This window comes from Rathayibacter sp. VKM Ac-2804, assembly GCF_009866655.1.
GTDB lineage: Bacteria > Actinomycetota > Actinomycetes > Actinomycetales > Microbacteriaceae > Rathayibacter.
The window spans coordinates 3,566,930-3,583,514 of record NZ_CP047420.1 but is presented as its reverse complement, the minus strand read 5'-3'; the positions used below and the strand labels follow the sequence as shown (position 1 = coordinate 3,583,514).

Sequence of the window (16,585 nt, the reverse complement as noted above, 5' to 3'; positions counted from 1 at the left end):
CTATGCCCGCTCTCACTCCCGCTGATCTTTCCCTCGAGCTGGGAGTGTCTCAAAAGCGCATTCGCTCTGTTCTCCGAGAAAGCTTCGGCAATCTCGATCCCGACACCACCCGTTGGGCTCTCACTGACGAGCAGGCCGACCTCGTTCGGACTCGGATTTCTCGTCGTGCTACGGGAACGCGGTTCACGCTCGTTCCCGGAGATCAGGTTCGAAGACGATCGGTGCATGCCGCGTACGGCGGTCAGCAGCAGGGCGGCATCTCCACGCCGAAATCGCTCGGCGAGATCCTGATCTTCACCGACCCAGCGAAGGGCGCCCGGTACGGGTACGACCGCTTCGAGGGCCTGCGCGAGGACGGTTCCTACTCGTACACAGGCGAGGGCCAGATCGGCGATCAGGTCTTTCTCCGCGGTAATCTTGCTCTTCGCGACGCCGCCGTCCAGAACCGCGTCATCCGGCTTTTCACGGTGCAGGGAACGAGCGTGACCTACATCGGAGCCTTCACGACGGGGACTCCGACCTACCGCTTCGAGACCATCCCCGACACCGAGGGGACGCTTCGGCAGGGCATCATCTTCACCCTTGTTCCGATCAGCGCCGACGTCTCGACGCTCCCTGCGTATGGCGGTCAGCCGGTGGCGTCGGCGGAGCTCTCCGAGTGGTCTGCACCGGAATCGTCCGATGTTGTGATCGCGGGTGCGGACCTGAGCCCGATCGAGGAGCGGGTGGTTTCCCGCGTGGAATTCGAACTGCAGGCGGCCTTCGGTGAGTGGCTGGCGGAGAATGGAACTCCGCCGAGTCGGCTCACCCTTCCCGTCGGCTCCACCCGGATTGAGCCTGATCTCTACGTGAAGTCCAGCGGCTGGATCGTCGAGGCCAAGAAGTCGACTGCTCGCGCCTATGTGCGCACTGCAATCGGCCAGGTTCTTGATTACGCCCACGTCGCCAATGGCCTCGGCTGGGCAGCTGTTCCCGTCATCCTGCTGCCGGGTCGTCCCGAGTCAGATCTCCTCGAACTGATTGGGAGGCTCGGGATCATCACCGCGATCCGCACGGACGACGGCTTCGACCTCGTCGATCCCTAAGCCGTCAGGAGGGCGACGGCGGGTAGATCGGCGGGTGCCCACTCCAGTGGTGTGAGGTCAGCGCGCGTGACCCACAGCATCGAGTCGTGGTCGGTGCTAGACGTAGGACTCTCCGAGGAGAGCGTCGCCCAGAAGCACGAGAGCCGGATCACGCGCGTCGAGCCTGCGGTGTCGTCGACGGTCAAGAGTTCGCCCACCTCGATCTCGACGCCGAGCTCCTCGCGAATTTCTCGAGCGAGCGCCTGCTCGTGCGTCTCGCCTGCCTCGACCTTGCCGCCCGGGAACTCCCATTTGCCGCCGGCGTCCTTCTCCGGTCGGCGGCGGCAGGCCAGGATGCGGCCGTCGCTCTCGATGACGGCAGCAACAACGTCGAGGACATCCACGACTCCATCATGGGGCACCCTCACAACCAAGGCTGAGGGGCGCTCTTCGCCGGAGTGTGCAGCCCTCCAGGCGCTCAGCCTTGGTTTCGAGGCCGGGCCGCTGAGCAAGCCGCGCCTCCGCCCCGTCTTTGACGCCCCCGCCACCCCCGTGTTACGTTCGCTCTCGGACATGTGACTGGTCGTGCAGGCAGGATCCGACGAAACGCGTACGAAGCGTCGTCGGGTCCTTTTTTTGTGCCCGGACGCCTCCTGGCGCGCCGACGACGGGGCGGGGACAGCGACGGAAGCGGCAAGAACGCGACGCAGCACAGCGCAGGGAAGCGCGCGTCCCCCACACACCCGAAGGAGTACCGATGAGTACCCAGGACAGCGCGAAGGCGATCCTCGAGCACGTCGGCGGCGCCGGCAACGTCTCGAAGCTGCAGCACTGCTCGACCCGCCTGCGCTTCGCGCTCGCGGACGACCAGAAGGCCGATGTCGACGCCCTGAAGGCGGTGCCCGGCGTGATCGGCGTCGTCATGGGGCCGCAGACGCAGGTCATCGTCGGCAACGGCGTCGCCGAGATGTACGCGGCGGTCGAGAAGCTGCGCGGCGGCACCGAGGCGACCGCCCCGAAGACCGAGCAGCCCCGGTCGCTCAAGCGCCTCGGCGCAACGATCATGGACTTCGTCGTCAGCGTCTTCACGCCGATCATCCCGGCCATCGCCGGCGCCGGGATCTTCAAGTCGTTCCTCGTCCTCGCCTCCGCGGTGGGCTGGCTCGATCCGGCCAGCGACAACTTCAAGCTGCTGTCCGCCATCCCGGACGCGGTGTTCGGCTTCCTGCCGCTCCTCGTCGCGTACACGAGCGCCAAGAAGCTCGACGTGAATCGACCGCTCGCCCTCGGACTCGTCGGAGTCCTGGTCTTCCCAGCCTTCACCACGCTGCTCAACCAGGAGGGCGGAGTCGCCCTCTTCGGCATCCCCGTCCCGGTGATCGCCTACAACGCGCAGGTGTTCCCGGCGATCCTCGCGGTCCTCCTGCTCTCGGTCGTCGAGCGCTTCTTCACGAAGCACTCGTGGGGTCCGATCCGCACCTTCTACGTGCCGCTGATGTGCCTCGTCATCGTCGCTCCGGCCACGATCTTCCTGCTCGGCCCGCTGGGCTACTGGCTCGGCTCGATGCTCACCGGCGCCCTGATCGGCCTCTACGGCGCGCTCGGCTGGGTGGCCGTCGCGCTCCTCGCCGGCGTCCTGCCGCTGATCATCTCGGTCGGCATGCACAAGGCCTTCATCCCGCCGACCATCGCGACGATGGCCAGCGCGGGCAAGGACACCTTCTACCTCGCCTCCTCCCTCGCGCACAACGCCGCCGAAGCCGGCTCCAGCCTCGCGATCGCCCTGCGCACCAAGAGCGCGGCGCTGCGCGCGACCGCCTTCTCCGGCGGACTCTCCGCCCTCTTCGGCATCACCGAGCCCGCCCTCTACGGCGTCACCCTGCAGAACAAGCGCGCGCTGATCTCCGTCATCTCGGGCAGCGTCGTCGGCGGCGCCTACATCGGCGCCACCCAGGTCGCCGCGTTCGCGCTGGTCAGCCCGGGCGTCGCGAGTATCTCGATGTTCATCGACGGGCTCAACCCGTGGAACCTGCTCAACGCGGTCATCGGCCTGCTGATCTCGGTCGCCGTCTCGTTCGTCGTCTCCTTCATCATCTGGCGCGACGACGCCTCCGCCAGCGTCCAGGCGCTCGGCGACGTGGTCGCGAAGGACGCCGACGACGCGACCGCTCTCACCGCCCCGCTCAGCGGCGACGTCATCCCGCTCAGCGAGGTGAACGACCCCGTGTTCTCCGCCGGCGTCCTCGGCGAGGGCATCGCCATCCGCCCCACCGACGGTGTCGTCCGCTCGCCGTTCGCCGGCACGGTCATCGCCGTCCTCAGCTCCAAGCACGCCATCGGCCTGCGCCGCGACGACGGGGTCGAGGCCCTCATCCACGTCGGTCTCGACACCGTCCAGCTCGACGGCGCCCCCTTCGACGTGCACGTCGCCGTCGACGAGCGCGTCGAGGCCGGGCAGCTGCTGCTCACCGCCGACCTCGCGGCCATCACCGCCGCCGGCTACGACACCACCACCCCGGTGCTGATCACCAACTCGGCCGAGTACACCGTGCTCATCGAGGCCGCCGACCGCGTGTCGGCGGGCGATGCGATCATCACCGTCACCCAGAAAGAGAAGGAGCTCGCCGATGGCGCTGCCTGAGGGATTCCGTTGGGGCGGCGCACTCGCCGCCAACCAGGTCGAGGGCGCGTGGCGCGAGGGCGGGCGCGGGCCGGCCGTCAGTGACGTCGCCTCCTACAAGCCGAAGGCCGACCCCAAGGAGTACGCGATCCACCATCAGAACACGGTGGCGAGCATCACCGCGGCGATGGCGGACGACGACACCGAGTACTACCCCAAGCGCCGCGGCATCGACTTCTACCACCGCTACCCCGGCGACCTGGCGCTCTTCGCGGAGATGGGCTTCACCACCCTCCGCGTCTCGATCGCCTGGACCCGGCTCTACCCGACGGGGGAGGAGGCGGAGCCGCTCGAGGAGGGCATCGCCTACTACCTCGCACTCTTCACCGAGATGCGGCGCCTGGGCATCGAGCCGCTGGTCACGCTCTCGCACTACGACCCGCCGCTCACCCTGGCGCTCAAGCACAACGCCTGGGTCGAGCGCCGGACGATCGAGCTGTTCGAGCGCTTCGCCCGCACCTGCTTCGAGCGCTTCGGCCACCTGGTCGACATGTGGCTGTCGTTCAACGAGATCGACGGGATCATCCGCCACCCGTTCACCTCGGGCGGCATCATCGAGGAGACCGTCGAGGGCAGCGTCGAGCAGGCCTGCTACACGGCGCTGCACCACCAGTTCGTCGCGTCGGCGTCGGTCACGAAGACGCTGCACGAGCTCTGGCCCGAGGCGCGGATGGGCTGCATGCTCACGATGCTGACGACCTACCCGAACACCTGCCACCCCGACGACGTCGCGGCCACCCAGGCCAAGGAGCGGATGCTCTACCTCTGCACCGACGTCCAGGCCGGCGGCGCCTACCCGCGCCTCGCCCTGCGCGCGCTCGCTGCGCGCGGCGTCGAGATCCCGTTCGCGGAGGGCGACGCCGAGCTGCTGCGCGAGCACCCCGTCGACTTCATCTCGTTCAGCTACTACATGTCGATGACGGAGTCGGTGCGCCCGGACGCCGAGCGCACCCCCGGCAACACGGTGCTCGGCGTGAAGAACCCGTTCCTCGAGTCGAGCGAGTGGGGCTGGCAGATCGACCCGGTCGGCCTGCGGATCTCGCTGATCGACCTCTACGACCGCTACGGCAAGCCGCTGTTCATCGTCGAGAACGGGCTCGGGATGCGCGACGAGCTCGTCGCATCGGACAATGAGGGGGAGGATCCCCGCATCCACGACCCCTACCGGATCGACTACTTCCGCGCGCACTTCGAGCAGATGATCCAGGCGGTGGACGAGGGTGTGGAGCTCCTCGGCTACGTGAGCTGGGCGCCGATCGACCTGATCAGCGCCTCCAGCTCGCAGATCTCGAAGCGCTACGGGTTCGTCTACGTCGACATGGACGACCTCGGCCACGGCAGCACGAACCGGTACCGGAAGGACTCCTTCTACTGGTACCAGCGGGTCATCGCGTCCAACGGCGCCGACCTGGGATGACCCTTCTCGCTCCAGTTGCCCGCCGGGCCGCGCAGACGCCGTCGACGGAGACACGCATGCAGACCATCAAGAAGGTGCTCAACTCGAGCGTCGTGCTCGTCGTCGACGAGCGCGGCGCCGAGCGGGTGCTGCTCGGCAAGGGGATCGGCTTCGGCGCCAAGGCGGGCGAGGTGATCGAGGCGTCCGCGGTGGACCAGGTGTTCGTCGCGCTCGACGACGCCGACCAGCGGAACCTCGTCGAGCTGCTCGCGCAGATCCCGCCGGAGTTCGTCGAGCTGACCCGCGCGGTCGTCGCCGACGCGGAGGAGCAGGGGCTGAAGCTCGACCCGCACGTGTACCTCGCGCTGACCGACCACCTGCACTTCGCGGTGGAGCGCCAGCGGCGCGGGCTCGCGGTCGCGAACCGGCTGGCCTGGGAGATGCGCTCGGTGTATCCGGTGCAGTACGCGGTGGGGGAGCGGGCGGTCGCGGCGATGCGCTCGCGGCTGGGCGTCGACGTGCCGGACGACGAGGCGGCGAACGTGGCCTTCCACCTCGCCAACGCGGAGCTGGGTAAGGTCGGCATCGACTCGCTGCGGATCGTGCAGCTGATCCGCTCGGTCACCGCGATCATCCAGCACACGAGCGGGGCGGCGCTCGACCGCGAGGACCTGCGCTCGGCCCGCTTCGTGGCGCACCTGCAGTACTTCGCCGAGCGGTTCTTCTCGGGCGGGCTGCTGGTCAGCTCGGACGACTTCCTCTTCACGAGCCTCAGCACGCGGTATCCGCGGGCCGTCGCGTCGGCGGAGCGGGTGCGCGCGTTCGTGCGGGCGGAGTACGGTGCGGAGCTGCCGAACGAGGAGGTGGCGTTCCTGGCGCTGCACATCGCGCGGGCGGCGCCGGAGTAGGGCGCCCATCAGTCCCGTCCGTCCTGTCAGTCACTACGGAGAGAGCACCATGACCCGCGGCACCGTCCACTTCGTCCGGCACGCCCAGACGCTGTTCAACGTCAACGGCCAGCTGCAGGGCTGGTGCGACTCGCCGCTGACCGCGCGGGGCGAGCGGCAGATCGCGGCGCTCGGGGAGCGGATGCGCGGGGTGCCGCTGGTCGCGGCCTTCATGAGCGATCTGACGCGCACGCGGACCACGGCCGCGGCGGCGCTCGCCGGGCATCCGTCGATCGAGCCGGTGCCGACGACGACGCTGCGGGAGTGGCACTTCGGCGGCTTCGAGGGGCAGCCGAACGCGTCGCTCTGGGAGCCGGTCTTCGCCGACCACGGCTACTCGTACGTGCCGGCCTCGGCGGACTGGCCGCGGATGACCGACGCCGGCCTGGACAGCGTCATCGACGCGATCCACCGGCACGACCCCTCCGGCCGCGCGGACACCGCCGCCTCGGTGCGCGAGCGGGTGGAGGCGGCGCTCGCGCTGATCCTGCCGGCCGCCGAGCACGGCGACGTGCTCGTCGTCACCCACGGGACGGTGCTCGGCAGCCTCCTGCGCGCCATCGACCCCGCGCACCGTCCGCGCGCGGGCTTCCCGAACTGCGGCATCGTCCCGGTGACCGACGGCGTGATCGGCCCGATCGACGCGAGCTGCGCGGTCGACTGAGCGGGATCTCGATACGCCGACTGCGGCGGCTACTCGACCAGCATGCTCGGCGGGCGCCTGCTCCATGCTGATCGAGTAGCGCGGGCAGCGTGCGTATCGAGATCCACCCACCGCAGGCACGTCGGCCGCCGAGGCGTCCCGCTCCCGCCGAGGCGTCCCGCTGCACCTGGACGCATCGACGGTTCGGGGACGCCTCGGCAGTGAGTGCCGCGGTCACCCCTTCAGCGGGTCGTTCCCCCAGTTCATCAGCGAGTACCGCCACTTCGTCTCGGTCACGTCACCGGAGGGCCGCTGCTTCGAGTGCCGGGCGACGTAGCCGGTGACCTTCTTCATGTGCGCATAGTCGTCGTCGCTCAGGTCGGCCTGCTTCGTGCCGAGGATGTCGATGATCCGGCGGCCGCTGTGGTGGCCGACCGACTCGCCGCCGCTCGCCGGCTTCTGGCCGACGTCCTTCGACTCGTCCTTCTCGAGCCACGCCTCGATCTCCTTCACCGTCATGTTCACGGCGTCGTGGAAGTCGTCGCGGATCCCGCGCTTCTCGTCATCGGTCGTCTCGTCGCTCATCGCGCTCGCTCCTCGGGTCGGTACCGCTCCACTCGAGCGCTCCGGATCCACTCGAGCGCCCCGCGGGCGAGAGGTCAAGCCCCGTGCCATCCACGGCCACGCGCGTAGCGTCGGGAGTCAGCCGTCCGAGACCACCCACGCACAGGAAGAGGCCTCCATGCCCTCACGCAACACGCTCGTCCGCAGCCTCCACGACCTCGGCGCCGCCGCCTGGTTCGGCGGTTCCCTGATGGGCGCCGTCGGCCTGAACGGCGCCGCGTCCACCTCCTCCGACCCCTCGGAGCGCCTCCGCCTCGCGTCGAACGGCTGGGCCCGCTGGACCCCCGTGCAGCTCGCGGCGATCGCGGCGCACGGCGTCGGCGGCATCGGCCTGATCCTCGCCAACAAGACCCGCCTCGCCAACCAGCAGGAGAGCCGCACCAACACCGTCGTGAAGACGATCGTCACCGGTCTCGCCGGTGCCGCCTCCGTCACCGCCGCGATCGCCGGCGCGACCCAGGCCAAGCACGCCGAGGAGGGCGCCAAGGGCGTCACCGAGGCGTCGTCGAGCAACTCCGACGAGCTGACCACCGCGCTCCGCGTCCAGAAGGTCACCCAGTGGGCGATCCCCGTGCTGACCGCCGTCATCATCATTCTCGGTGCCCAGCAGGGCGAGCAGCAGCGCCCGGTGAAGGGCCTCTTCGAGACGACCGCCCGGATGTTCCGCAAGTAGCCGTCCGCGTCGGCGCGGGGTCAGCCCAGGCGGCTCTCCTCCGCGCCGACGTGCCAGCCCTCGTCCTTCACCCAGCTGAACCCGAGCGCGCACTGGTGCGGGACGACTCCCGGCTCCGGCACCGTGTGCAGGGAGACGCTGAAGGGCGTCGGCACGATCGCGTCGTAGATCGTCACCACCGGATCCGTCCCGACCAGCTCGGAGCAGAACCGTGTGATCGTCGCCCGCTGCTCGGCCGTGTCCGCGGGGACGAGCTCGGCGATCGCCGCGTCGTCGTCGAGCACGGGCAGCAGCCGCGCGACCAGCACCCGGCCGTCGCCCTCCGGAGGCATCGTCCCGGCCGTCGGGTCGCCCCAGTCGCTGAGCGCGAGCGCCACGAGCCCGGCCGGGATCGCGACCAGCACGGCGAGCACACCGCCGATCACGAGGGTGCGGCGCCTGCGAGTGCTCGACGTCCTGTTCTTGATCGCCGCTTCGGACTGTTCGTTCACGCTCGGAGGCTAGGCCCTCGTCCACTCGCGATCGTGCAGCCCACCACGTCACACGGCGGAACACCCCGTCATCGGGGGTAGTGGACTTCGCTCGCGAGCGCCCGGGCAGCACCCTGGATGGACGCGGGATCCGGTGCTCGAGCACCGTCTCCCGCCGTCATCGCGGCGTGCCCGAGAGGCCAGGGAGCGGTCTGCAACACCGCTGACGCGGGTTCGAATCCCGCCGTCGCGTCGATGGGGAACCCGTCGTCCTCGAAAGTGTCGAGGCAGCCGCCGACTTGAGGACCGATGACAAATGCGCAGCGGGCCCCTACTGCGGGGTCGCGACGCAGACGGCGGAGGCGAAGGCGCCGGTGGCGGTCTCCTCGGCGAGGACCTCGCCGTCGAGGGTGATGCGGCAGGTGATGTCGCCCTCGTCGTCGGCGCCGTTCGTCGCGGTGAGGGAGAAGGCCTGGAAGGCGGCGCCGCTGTCGACCTGCTGCTCCTCGGTGAAGGGGAGGGGCTGGCCGGCGACCTGCTCCACGCCGGAGTTCGTGCCGTCGAGCGTGGTGTAGAAGATCGAGGTGCTCGTCCCGGCGCCGGTCACCTCGTAGACCAGTTGCTGCGGGGGCCCGGACGTCGCCGAGGCCTGCGCGGTCGCGATCGCGTTCGAGATGCCGGTCGCGAAGCCGGCGGTGTAGACGATCGCCAGGATGATCGAGAGCAGGATCGCCACGGCGTTGAGGATCACGCCGGCGATGGCGGTCCCCTTCTTCCTGCCCTTGAGGAAGAGCGCGATCACGCCGAGCACGACGCCGACGAAGGCGACGAAGCCGGAGACGTAGTTGACGATCGGGACGACGGCGCCGACGAGCGAGGCGATGCCGATGATCAGCGAGGCGAGGCCGAGGCCGTTGCCGGTCTTCGGGGCCTGCGGGCCGATGCCGGGGGTGGGCTCGGGGAACACGGCGGGGTTGTACTGCGTCATGCCGCGAGTATCGCAGCCGCTCGATTGACCGGCCTATCTCTACATAGGTAGCCTCGGCGCATGACTCCGCTCAGCCGCATGACCGCCGCGACCGCGGACGTGCTCCGCGCGCTCCTCGACGCCTCCGGGCCGACCTGGGGGATGCTCGTCATCAAGGGCACGGGGCGGCCGGCGGGCAGCGTGTATCCGATCCTCGAGCGGCTCGAGGGCGCCGGCTGGGTGTCGTCGGCGTGGGAGGCGGAGACCGAGCGCAGCGGTCCGCGGCGCCGGCTGTACGAGCTGACGAGCGACGGGGCGGAGGCGGCGACCACCGCCGTCGCGCGGTTCGAGGCGGCCGCGGCCCGGGCGGTCCGGCTCTCCGGAGCGGAGGCCCGCGCGTGATCGACCTGCTGCTGCGACTCCTGGCCCTCCTCCTCCCTCCGCTCGCGCGCGAGCGCTACCTCGAGGAGTGGCGGGCCGACGTCGCCGGCGCGGACGAGGCGGGCCTTCGGCGCGGCGACGTCGTGCTCGGCGCGCTCGTGCTCAGCGCGACGCTCGACCGCGGGCTGCCGGTGCACTCGGGGGAGCCGCGGTTCCTCCGGCCGCGACGGCTGGCGCGGCGCGGGCTCGGGCTGCTGACGGCGGCCGCGGTGATCCTGATCGGCGGGTACCTCACCGGCGGCGGCGTCGCCCCGGAGGGGGTGTCCGGGGGAGTGGTCGGCATCGTGCAGTCGACGGGGCGGGCGCTCGTGGTCCTGGCGCTGGTGGTCGGGCTGGTCGGGGTCGCGCACATGATCGGGGCCGCCCGCGCCGCGGAGACGCGGCTCGCGAAGGTCTCGCTGCTCGCGGCGATCGCGGGCCCGGCGATGGTGACGGTCGGCGCGCTGGTGCCGGGGGCGCCGTGGTGGCTGCTGTTCCTCGGCTTCCTGGTGGCGAGCGCGGGGCTCGCCACGGGCGTCGCGGTGATCGGCGGGACACGGCCGGTGGTGTGGGGGCACCGGACGGCCCCGCGGGCTCGGCGCGTCCCGGTCGCCCTCGGCGGGGCGGCGCTGGTGCTCGCGGTCGTCGTGGTCGGCGCGATCGACCTGCTGGTGTGGAATCCGCTCGCCAAGGTCCCGGGCACCGAGCTCGGCACGATCTACCGGCTCCTGGCTGAGCGCGACGGCTTCTCGCTGAACGGCACGCTCGTGCTGACGGCGGTCTGGGCCGCCTTCTGGACGGTGCCGGCCCTGCTGGTGGCGGCGCTCGCCGCGCACCGGGTCGGCGACGCCCTCACTCCGCGGCGCCTCGTGATCGTGATGCTCTCGCTGGCCGGCGCGGCGATCTTCTTCCGCTTCTTCACCGGCTTCGGCATCGGGATGTCGATCGCCGACTCGTTCGCGACCAGCGGCTACGACGCGTCGCTCGTGTCGGCGGTGCTGCCCTGGGTCGGGCAGCTCTCGCTCGCCGTCGCGGCGATCGCCTTCGGCTGGGCGCCTCGGGCGCGGATCCAGCCGGTCGCGGTGGCCGCCTGAGCGGTGCCGGCGGGATGCGGGGTCTGCTGACTCGCCTTCCAGCGGTGGTGGATCTCGATACCCCCGCTGCGCGGGCTACTCGATCAGCATGAGGGCGCAGGTCGGGCGAGTGAGCTGCGCAGCCGAGACGCGGAAGCGGGGCCGGCGGAGACCCGCCGACCCCGCGTGCCGTGCGGTGGTTACTTCTGAGCGGTCCTCCGGCGCGTCGCCGTCAGCGCGAGCGCACCCGCGCCGCCGGCGATGAGGGCGAAGGCCAGCGCGGCGAGGCCGGTCGTGCCCTCGGCGCCGGTGTGCGCGAGAGCGGCGCCGGGCTTCGCCGTGGGCTTCGGCGTCGCGGTCGGCGCCGAAGCGACGGGCCCGGCGGTCGCGGTCGGCACGGCCGTCGGCGCCACGGTCGGCTCGGCGGTCGGTGCCACGGTCGGCTCGGCCGTGGGCTCAGCCGTCGGCTCGACCGGCGGCGCGGTCGGCGTGGCCGTCGGCTCCGGGGTCGGCGCGGCCGCCAGCTCCGGGGTCGAGGCCGGCGCGACGCGGTTCAGCGTCGCCTGCTCGTAGTCGTACGACATCGCCAGCAGCGCCGCGTCCTGGCTGCGCGGGGCGGCCAGCTCGAGGCCGGCGGCGGTCCCGGTCGAGGTGAAGCCGGCGGGCAGCGAGACCGTCGGCACCCCGGTGTTCGCGCCGACGTCGCAGAACGTCGTGCCCGCCCAGTCGGGAGTCGCCGCCGTCGCGCTGGTCGGCATGGCCAGGGCGTCGAGGTCGTTGTCGACGAAGAACTGGTCCATCGCCAGCTTGCCCGCGTCCTGCGCCGCGATCGCCGCATCGTAGGCGGGGTTCGGGATGTCCGCGTTGCTCTCGAAGAACGCGACGTCGTCCGGCAGCAGCGAGGTCTTGCCGTCCGCCATGACGTCCGAGAAGGTCAGCGCGTCGGCCGGCTCCGTGAGACCCGCGAGGCCCTCGGGCCAGGTCGCCTCGGTGTCCGCGAAGAACGCGTCGATGCCGGGGCGCAGGTCGAGGTAGCCGCCGCTCACCAGCGTGTTCGCCACGAACTCGCGGGTGAAGGTCGGCACCGGCACGATCTCGGCGCCCTGCGCGGCGAGGTCGAGGACCGCCTGGTCGACGAGCCCGGTGGTCTCGGCGAGGCCCGGGCGGGCCGGGTCCTCCTCGTAGTCCCAGCGCACGTAGCCGATGCGCTTGCCCTCGAGCGCGGTGTCGCTGAGCCCCTCGACGTAGGCCGAGCTGTCCTGCTGGTCCGCGATGACGGTCAGCGGGTCGGTCGGGTCGTAGCCGGCCAGCACCTCCATCAGCAGCGCGGCGTCGGTGACGGTCGTGGTCATCGGGCCCGAGACGTCCTGGCGCGGCGACAGCGGGACGATGCCCGTGACGCTGGTCAGGCCCATGGTCGGCCGGTAGCCGACGAGGCTCTGGTGCGCGCTCGGTCCGACGATCGAGCCGCAGGTGTCGGTGCCGAGGCCCGCGGGGGCGTAGCCGGCGGCGACGGCCGCGCCGGTGCCTCCGCTCGAGCCGCTGGCGCTGTTGGCCTGGTTGTAGGGGTTGTTCGTCCGGCCGCGCTCCGAGCTGAGCGTGTAGGTGCCGTGCCAGGCGAACTCGGCCATGTTGGTCTTCGCGAGGATGATCGCGCCCGCGTCGCGCAGGCGCTGGACGGCCGTCGAGTCGAGCTTGGTCTGGTACGTGTGCAGGGAGGCGCTGCCCGCGGTGGTGGGCATGTCGAACGTGGCGTAGTTGTCCTTCACCAGGATCGGGATGCCGTGCAGCGGGCCGCGGAGCGAGCCGGCCGCGCGCTCGGCGTCGAGCTCGGCCGCTGTGGCGAGCGCGTCCGGGTTGGCGAGGATGACGGCGGCGAGACCGGGCTGGTCGCCGTACGGGTCGTCGTACGCGGCGATGCGGTCGAGGTAGCGCTGGGTCAGGGCGACGGACGTCGTCGCGCCGGACTGCAGGAGCGCCAGGGCGTCGGTGATGCTGAGGTCGACGACGGCGGGGGCGGCCGCGTCGACGGGGGGAGTGGTCGCGCCGAGCGCCGCGGGGGCGGCGAGGGCGGTGCCGAGTGCGAGCCCGGTGCACAGGGCGGTGGCGGCGGAGAGTCGGACGACCCTCCGGAACGAGGGGGAGGGGGACAAGCGACAACCTTCGGATCGAGTGGGAGGGGGCTTGGAACCTCCCCAGTCTCGGAGCCGGATGTTGCACGCCTGTTTCGGCGCGGAGACGATCGAGCGCGCCCGACGTCCCCCTTCGCGGGGTGCGGAGGGAGCGCTCTCAGCGGGAGCAGTCGAGCAGGCCGTCCTCCACCAGCGACGCGGGCTCGGCGGGAGTCAGGCCGACGCGCAGCCGGGCGGTCTCCCCGCTCCAGTTCAGCTCGTAGTCGCCCGCGCTGAAGGGCTGGTGGCCGTCGCTCGCCGAGTAGTCCTCGAGCCACTCCGCGACGACCGAGCCCGGCCGCACCAGGCCGAGGGACCCACCCGCCGCGCGGAGGAACCCGAACTCGCGCACCACGACGCGGCAGCCGTCGTCGCTCGCGGACCGGAGGACGGAGTAGGTGCTGGTGCTGAACAGCAGTGAGAAGAAGACGGCGCACGGCACGCAGACGATCAGGAGGACGGCACTGAGGACGCCGAGGGCGGTCCTGGTCCTCGACGGCTCCCGCGGGATCCCGGGGAGGATGCAGCCGGCCAGGAGGCAGATCGGACCGCCGGCGAGCATCACCAGCTCGATCCCAAGCAGCGACGGCACGACGTCACCGACCACGATGGTCCCCCAGGCCAGCGCCTCCTGCCCGCTCGTGCCGGCGACGCGGTAGAGGGGAGCGATTGGCCCCAGCACGCCGAGGAGGACGACCGCCACGAGCTGCCAGGCCCCCGCAGCGAAGATGCGGCGGTCGAGGTGCGTTGGTCTCTCAGCGGGTGGCGCCTGCGGCGAGCTCGGCATCGCTCCCCTCCTCGTCGGGGACGCGGCTCAGAATGTCGCCGGGCTGGCAGTCGAGGACTGCGCAGATCGCGTCGAGGGTGGAGAAGCGGACCGCCTTGGCGCGGCCGTTCTTGAGGATCGAGATGTTCGCCGTGGTGATGCCGACCGCTGCGGCCAGGTCGGTCACCGACATCTTGCGCTTGGCGAGCTCGACGTCGAGGTGCAGCACGATCGCCATCAGACGACCTCGGCGAGCTCGCTGCGCTGCTCCACCGCGAGGTGCAGCAGGCGCCGCATCACGACGACGATCAGCGCGGTCGTCGCGCTCGCCACGGCGACGAGGCCGAAGGCGAGGGCCGTGACGGGCGCGGGCACCGCGACGAGCGAGGCCACGGCGCCGACGACGGCGAGGACCGCGCCGGAGACGAAGGCGCCGATCGCGAGGTCGACCCAGAGGTCGGAGCGGTGGTCGCCGGCGAAGAGCGTGTCGTCGCGGACCAGGCTGAGCAGCCGCCAGACCGCGATCAGCACGGCCTCGACGCAGAGCAGTCCGGCGACCACGACCGCGACGAGCACCGCGTCGACCGGTCCGCCGTCGAGCGCCTCGCGGGCGACCGGGCCGACGGCGAGCTGCACGAGCACGCAGCCGAGCAGCAGCACCAGCAGGAGGGTGCGGAGCGCGAGGAGGACGGGTCGGGGCATGCGGGGCTCCTGGGTCGTGAGAGTGCGGGGTCGTGACAGTGCTGGGTCGTGAGGGGTGCGGCGGGAGAGGCTGGCGTATCGAAAGACGTGCGTTTCGTATCGAATCTCGATACTGTCACCTCGACCGCACCAGCGGCAAGAGCGGACGGGGGCATCGGCATGGGACGACGGGGACGGGCGCTCATGGGCGCGGCGGTGCTGCTGACGATCGCGGTCGTCGCGACCGGCACGGGGCCGGCGGAGGGACTCGAGCTGGCGCTGTCGGCCGACGACTGCGTCGAGAGCGCGAGGGCGCAGTGGCGTCCGGCGCCGCCGCTGTCGCGCGACGAGCCGGCGGTCTTCGACGTCGACGTCACCGCCCGGGAGGACTGCCCGGCGGAGCGCCTCGTCGCGCTCGCGGCGACGGCGTCCGCGGCGATCGACGCGGCGCTCGGCACGGCTCCGGCGGGGCGGCGCTCGAGCGAGCTGGTGCTGCGGGCCGGCGACGACGTCCTGGCGATCGCGGATCCGCGGGACCGGACCGCACCCGTCGAGGCCTGGGACGCCCTGCGCCGCGGCATCGACGGGAGCCTCTCGGTGCGGACGGTCGAGTCCTACCCCGTCCTCGCGATCGCCCTCGCCCCGGCGGGTGCGGCGACCGCGCTCGACGCCCTCGATCTGCTCCTCGACCAGCGCTCCGCGATCACCGAGGGCGATCTCGACTGGACGATCGAGCAGCCCGCGACCGACACCCGAGGCGCCGCCTCGATCCGCGTGCAGGAGGAGCGCCCGGCCGACGAGATCGTGCGCCTCGCCCACGAGATCGACGGCGCGTTCTCGGGGGTGCGGGAGTCGACGGTCCACCTGAACGGCACGGTCCTGAGCGTCTCGCTGACCGGTGCTCCCGGGACAGCCGCCCCGCGCTCGCTCCGTGACTCGGTCCTCTGGCCGCGCGTGCTCGGCACGATGACGGCGCTGGCCGACCGGGGGAGCGGCTACGCGATCGGCGCCGAGATCGCGGCGGAGGCGGCCGACGGCTCCGGCCCCGTCGTCGACTCCTTCGCCTCGTCGTCGATGGACTGCGGGGCCACGCCCGGCACGGGCGGGACGACGCAGGCCGCCTTCGAGCACCTCCGCACGTCGATCCGGCCCGCGCATCCCGGCGAGAGCTTCGCCTTCAACGGCCTGACGGCGCCGGCCTGCCGGTGAGCCCCGCACACCATCAGCGGAGAAGGGGGTCCCTCCCCCCACCGAGGAGGCCCACCCTCCTCAGCTGATGGTGTGCGCGGCCCCGGTCATGCCAGGTGCCGGAGGTAGCGCTGCGGGTCGCCGAGGAAGCCGCGCCAGGTCCGCACGAGGTCCAGGTCGTCGTACTCCGCGCGGCGCAGGCCCCACTCGCCCAGCTCGTAGAGGTCAGCGCCCGGCAGCGCCGCGAGCACCGGCGAGTGCGTCGAGAGGATCACCTGCGAGCCGCCCGCGACCAGCGAGCGCAGCTGGCCGATCAGCGCGAGGCAGCCCGAGACCGACAGCGCCGACTCCGGCTCGTCGAGCAGCCACAGCCCGCGGATCCGGGAGCGGTTCACCACGATGTCGAGGAACGACTCCCCGTGGGAGCGCTCGTGGTAGTCCGCGTCGCCGAGGCCGATGTCCTCGAGGTAGGTGAAGAAGCCGTGCATCGTCTCCGCGCGGAGGAAGAAGCCGCGCTTGGAGGCGCCCGCCCCGCGCACGAGCTGCAGCTGCTGGGAGAGGTCCGACTCCGAGACGCGGGTCGAGTGCATCGCGCCGGTCGAGCCGCCCTCGGCGTTCAGCCCGTAGGCGAGCGCGATCGCCTCGAGCAGCGTCGACTTGCCGGAGCCGTTCTCACCGGTGATCACGGAGACCGGGCCGAGGTCCCAGCCCTCGTCGAGCACCTGGCGCACCGGCGGCAGGGTCGAGGGCCAGACGACGTACTCGAGCGCGGACGGGTGCTTCTGCACCCGGCGCACGGGGAGGGAGGAGAACACCTGCACC

Annotated in this window: 18 protein-coding genes and 1 tRNA gene; 10 read left to right on the top strand and 9 right to left on the bottom strand. The window is 71.5% G+C overall.

The genetic code is table 11. From position 1 onward, the window contains the following. Positions 1-2: 2 nt before the first annotated feature. Positions 3-1,085 (top strand): hypothetical protein, encoded by a 1,083-nt coding sequence (locus GTU73_RS16710; protein ID WP_160090770.1) that lies wholly within the window; start codon positions 3-5, stop codon positions 1,083-1,085. On the opposite strand, the gene GTU73_RS16705 is transcribed toward GTU73_RS16710, so the two are convergent. Further along, on the bottom strand, positions 1,082-1,468 hold the full coding sequence (locus GTU73_RS16705) for a (deoxy)nucleoside triphosphate pyrophosphohydrolase (protein WP_244231680.1): 387 nt from the start codon (positions 1,466-1,468) through the stop codon (positions 1,082-1,084). The two genes, GTU73_RS16710 and GTU73_RS16705, sit on opposite strands and share 4 nt — an antisense overlap. 353 nt (positions 1,469-1,821) lie before the next feature. Between GTU73_RS16705 and GTU73_RS16700 the strand changes: the two genes are divergently transcribed. Genes GTU73_RS16700 through GTU73_RS16685 form a run of 4 tightly spaced genes read left to right on the top strand, consistent with a single transcriptional unit; the run spans position 1,822 to position 6,751 of the window. After that, positions 1,822-3,705: a beta-glucoside-specific PTS transporter subunit IIABC gene (locus tag GTU73_RS16700; RefSeq protein ID WP_160090768.1), complete on the top strand. Its 1,884-nt coding sequence runs from the start codon at positions 1,822-1,824 to the stop codon at positions 3,703-3,705. Then, positions 3,692-5,161: a family 1 glycosylhydrolase gene (locus GTU73_RS16695; protein ID WP_160090767.1), complete on the top strand. Its 1,470-nt coding sequence runs from the start codon at positions 3,692-3,694 to the stop codon at positions 5,159-5,161. Before GTU73_RS16700 ends, GTU73_RS16695 begins: the two co-directional genes overlap by 14 nt. Positions 5,162-5,217: 56 nt before the next feature. Then, a complete protein-coding gene (locus GTU73_RS16690) occupies positions 5,218-6,048 on the top strand; it encodes a PRD domain-containing protein (protein WP_123732759.1) in 831 nt (276 codons plus the stop codon). A 49-nt stretch (positions 6,049-6,097) separates the two neighbouring features. Beyond that, the gene (locus GTU73_RS16685; protein ID WP_160090766.1) at positions 6,098-6,751 is read left to right on the top strand and encodes a histidine phosphatase family protein; all 654 of its coding nucleotides are present in this window, start codon (positions 6,098-6,100) and stop codon (positions 6,749-6,751) included. Between the two features lie 213 nt (positions 6,752-6,964). On the opposite strand, the gene GTU73_RS16680 is transcribed toward GTU73_RS16685, so the two are convergent. After that, on the bottom strand, positions 6,965-7,315 hold the full coding sequence (locus GTU73_RS16680; protein ID WP_160090765.1) for a DUF3140 domain-containing protein: 351 nt from the start codon (positions 7,313-7,315) through the stop codon (positions 6,965-6,967). A 157-nt stretch (positions 7,316-7,472) separates the two neighbouring features. Between GTU73_RS16680 and GTU73_RS16675 the strand changes: the two genes are divergently transcribed. Next, positions 7,473-8,027 (top strand): hypothetical protein, encoded by a 555-nt coding sequence (locus GTU73_RS16675; protein ID WP_160090764.1) that lies wholly within the window; start codon positions 7,473-7,475, stop codon positions 8,025-8,027. Between the two features lie 20 nt (positions 8,028-8,047). Here GTU73_RS16675 and GTU73_RS16670 read toward each other — a convergent pair whose 3' ends face one another. After that, positions 8,048-8,518, bottom strand: a complete 471-nt coding sequence (locus tag GTU73_RS16670) for a hypothetical protein (RefSeq protein WP_160090763.1) — start codon at positions 8,516-8,518, stop codon at positions 8,048-8,050. A 161-nt stretch (positions 8,519-8,679) separates the two neighbouring features. On the opposite strand from GTU73_RS16670, the gene GTU73_RS16665 reads away from it, so the two are divergent. Next, positions 8,680-8,750: transfer RNA gene (locus GTU73_RS16665), tRNA-Cys, on the top strand. Positions 8,751-8,828: 78 nt separating this feature from the next. On the opposite strand, the gene GTU73_RS16660 is transcribed toward GTU73_RS16665, so the two are convergent. After that, positions 8,829-9,485: an MmpS family transport accessory protein gene (locus tag GTU73_RS16660; RefSeq protein WP_160090762.1), complete on the bottom strand. Its 657-nt coding sequence runs from the start codon at positions 9,483-9,485 to the stop codon at positions 8,829-8,831. A gap of 60 nt (positions 9,486-9,545) precedes the next feature. Here GTU73_RS16660 and GTU73_RS16655 point away from each other — a divergent pair, with 60 nt between their 5' ends. Continuing rightward, complete coding sequence (locus GTU73_RS16655) at positions 9,546-9,866, top strand: helix-turn-helix transcriptional regulator (RefSeq protein WP_160090761.1); 321 nt, start codon at positions 9,546-9,548, stop codon at positions 9,864-9,866. Continuing rightward, a complete protein-coding gene (locus tag GTU73_RS16650; RefSeq protein ID WP_160090760.1) occupies positions 9,863-10,978 on the top strand; it encodes a hypothetical protein in 1,116 nt (371 codons plus the stop codon). Before GTU73_RS16655 ends, GTU73_RS16650 begins: the two co-directional genes overlap by 4 nt. Before the next feature lie 179 nt (positions 10,979-11,157). On the opposite strand, the gene GTU73_RS16645 is transcribed toward GTU73_RS16650, so the two are convergent. The 4 genes from GTU73_RS16645 to GTU73_RS16630 all read right to left on the bottom strand — a co-directional run bounded on the left by GTU73_RS16645 (position 11,158) and on the right by GTU73_RS16630 (position 14,596). Next, positions 11,158-13,110: an amidase family protein gene (locus tag GTU73_RS16645; RefSeq protein WP_160090759.1), complete on the bottom strand. Its 1,953-nt coding sequence runs from the start codon at positions 13,108-13,110 to the stop codon at positions 11,158-11,160. Positions 13,111-13,246: 136 nt separating this feature from the next. Continuing rightward, positions 13,247-13,831 (bottom strand): hypothetical protein, encoded by a 585-nt coding sequence (locus tag GTU73_RS16640; protein ID WP_160090758.1) that lies wholly within the window; start codon positions 13,829-13,831, stop codon positions 13,247-13,249. Positions 13,832-13,883: 52 nt separating this feature from the next. Then, on the bottom strand, positions 13,884-14,132 hold the full coding sequence (locus GTU73_RS16635; RefSeq protein WP_160090757.1) for a helix-turn-helix transcriptional regulator: 249 nt from the start codon (positions 14,130-14,132) through the stop codon (positions 13,884-13,886). Next, entirely contained in the window at positions 14,132-14,596 is a 465-nt protein-coding gene (locus GTU73_RS16630; protein ID WP_160090756.1) for a DUF2975 domain-containing protein, read from the bottom strand. Before GTU73_RS16630 ends, GTU73_RS16635 begins: the two co-directional genes overlap by 1 nt. Positions 14,597-14,755: 159 nt before the next feature. On the opposite strand from GTU73_RS16630, the gene GTU73_RS16625 reads away from it, so the two are divergent. Then, positions 14,756-15,784, top strand: a complete 1,029-nt coding sequence (locus GTU73_RS16625) for a hypothetical protein (RefSeq protein WP_160090755.1) — start codon at positions 14,756-14,758, stop codon at positions 15,782-15,784. 86 nt (positions 15,785-15,870) lie between these two features. Here GTU73_RS16625 and GTU73_RS16620 read toward each other — a convergent pair whose 3' ends face one another. After that, the gene (locus GTU73_RS16620; RefSeq protein WP_244231679.1) at positions 15,871-16,584 is read right to left on the bottom strand and encodes an AAA family ATPase; all 714 of its coding nucleotides are present in this window, start codon (positions 16,582-16,584) and stop codon (positions 15,871-15,873) included. Between the last annotated feature and the right edge of the window lies 1 nt (position 16,585).

What these genes read in the sequence shown, in the direction of transcription:
- GTU73_RS16695 (WP_160090767.1), top strand. Translation starts at nt 3,692, where the DNA reads ATGGCGCTGCCTGAGGGATTCCGTTGGGGCGGCGCACTCGCCGCCAAC.
- GTU73_RS16655 (WP_160090761.1), top strand. Translation starts at nt 9,546, where the DNA reads ATGACTCCGCTCAGCCGCATGACCGCCGCGACCGCGGACGTGCTCCGC.
- GTU73_RS16690 (WP_123732759.1), top strand. Translation starts at nt 5,218, where the DNA reads ATGCAGACCATCAAGAAGGTGCTCAACTCGAGCGTCGTGCTCGTCGTC.
- GTU73_RS16635 (WP_160090757.1), bottom strand. Translation starts at nt 14,132, where the DNA reads ATGGCGATCGTGCTGCACCTCGACGTCGAGCTCGCCAAGCGCAAGATG.
- GTU73_RS16675 (WP_160090764.1), top strand. Translation starts at nt 7,473, where the DNA reads ATGCCCTCACGCAACACGCTCGTCCGCAGCCTCCACGACCTCGGCGCC.
- GTU73_RS16630 (WP_160090756.1), bottom strand. Translation starts at nt 14,596, where the DNA reads ATGCCCCGACCCGTCCTCCTCGCGCTCCGCACCCTCCTGCTGGTGCTG.
- GTU73_RS16625 (WP_160090755.1), top strand. Translation starts at nt 14,756, where the DNA reads ATGGGACGACGGGGACGGGCGCTCATGGGCGCGGCGGTGCTGCTGACG.
- GTU73_RS16700 (WP_160090768.1), top strand. Translation starts at nt 1,822, where the DNA reads ATGAGTACCCAGGACAGCGCGAAGGCGATCCTCGAGCACGTCGGCGGC.
- GTU73_RS16660 (WP_160090762.1), bottom strand. Translation starts at nt 9,485, where the DNA reads ATGACGCAGTACAACCCCGCCGTGTTCCCCGAGCCCACCCCCGGCATC.
- GTU73_RS16685 (WP_160090766.1), top strand. Translation starts at nt 6,098, where the DNA reads ATGACCCGCGGCACCGTCCACTTCGTCCGGCACGCCCAGACGCTGTTC.
- GTU73_RS16680 (WP_160090765.1), bottom strand. Translation starts at nt 7,315, where the DNA reads ATGAGCGACGAGACGACCGATGACGAGAAGCGCGGGATCCGCGACGAC.
- GTU73_RS16710 (WP_160090770.1), top strand. Translation starts at nt 3, where the DNA reads ATGCCCGCTCTCACTCCCGCTGATCTTTCCCTCGAGCTGGGAGTGTCT.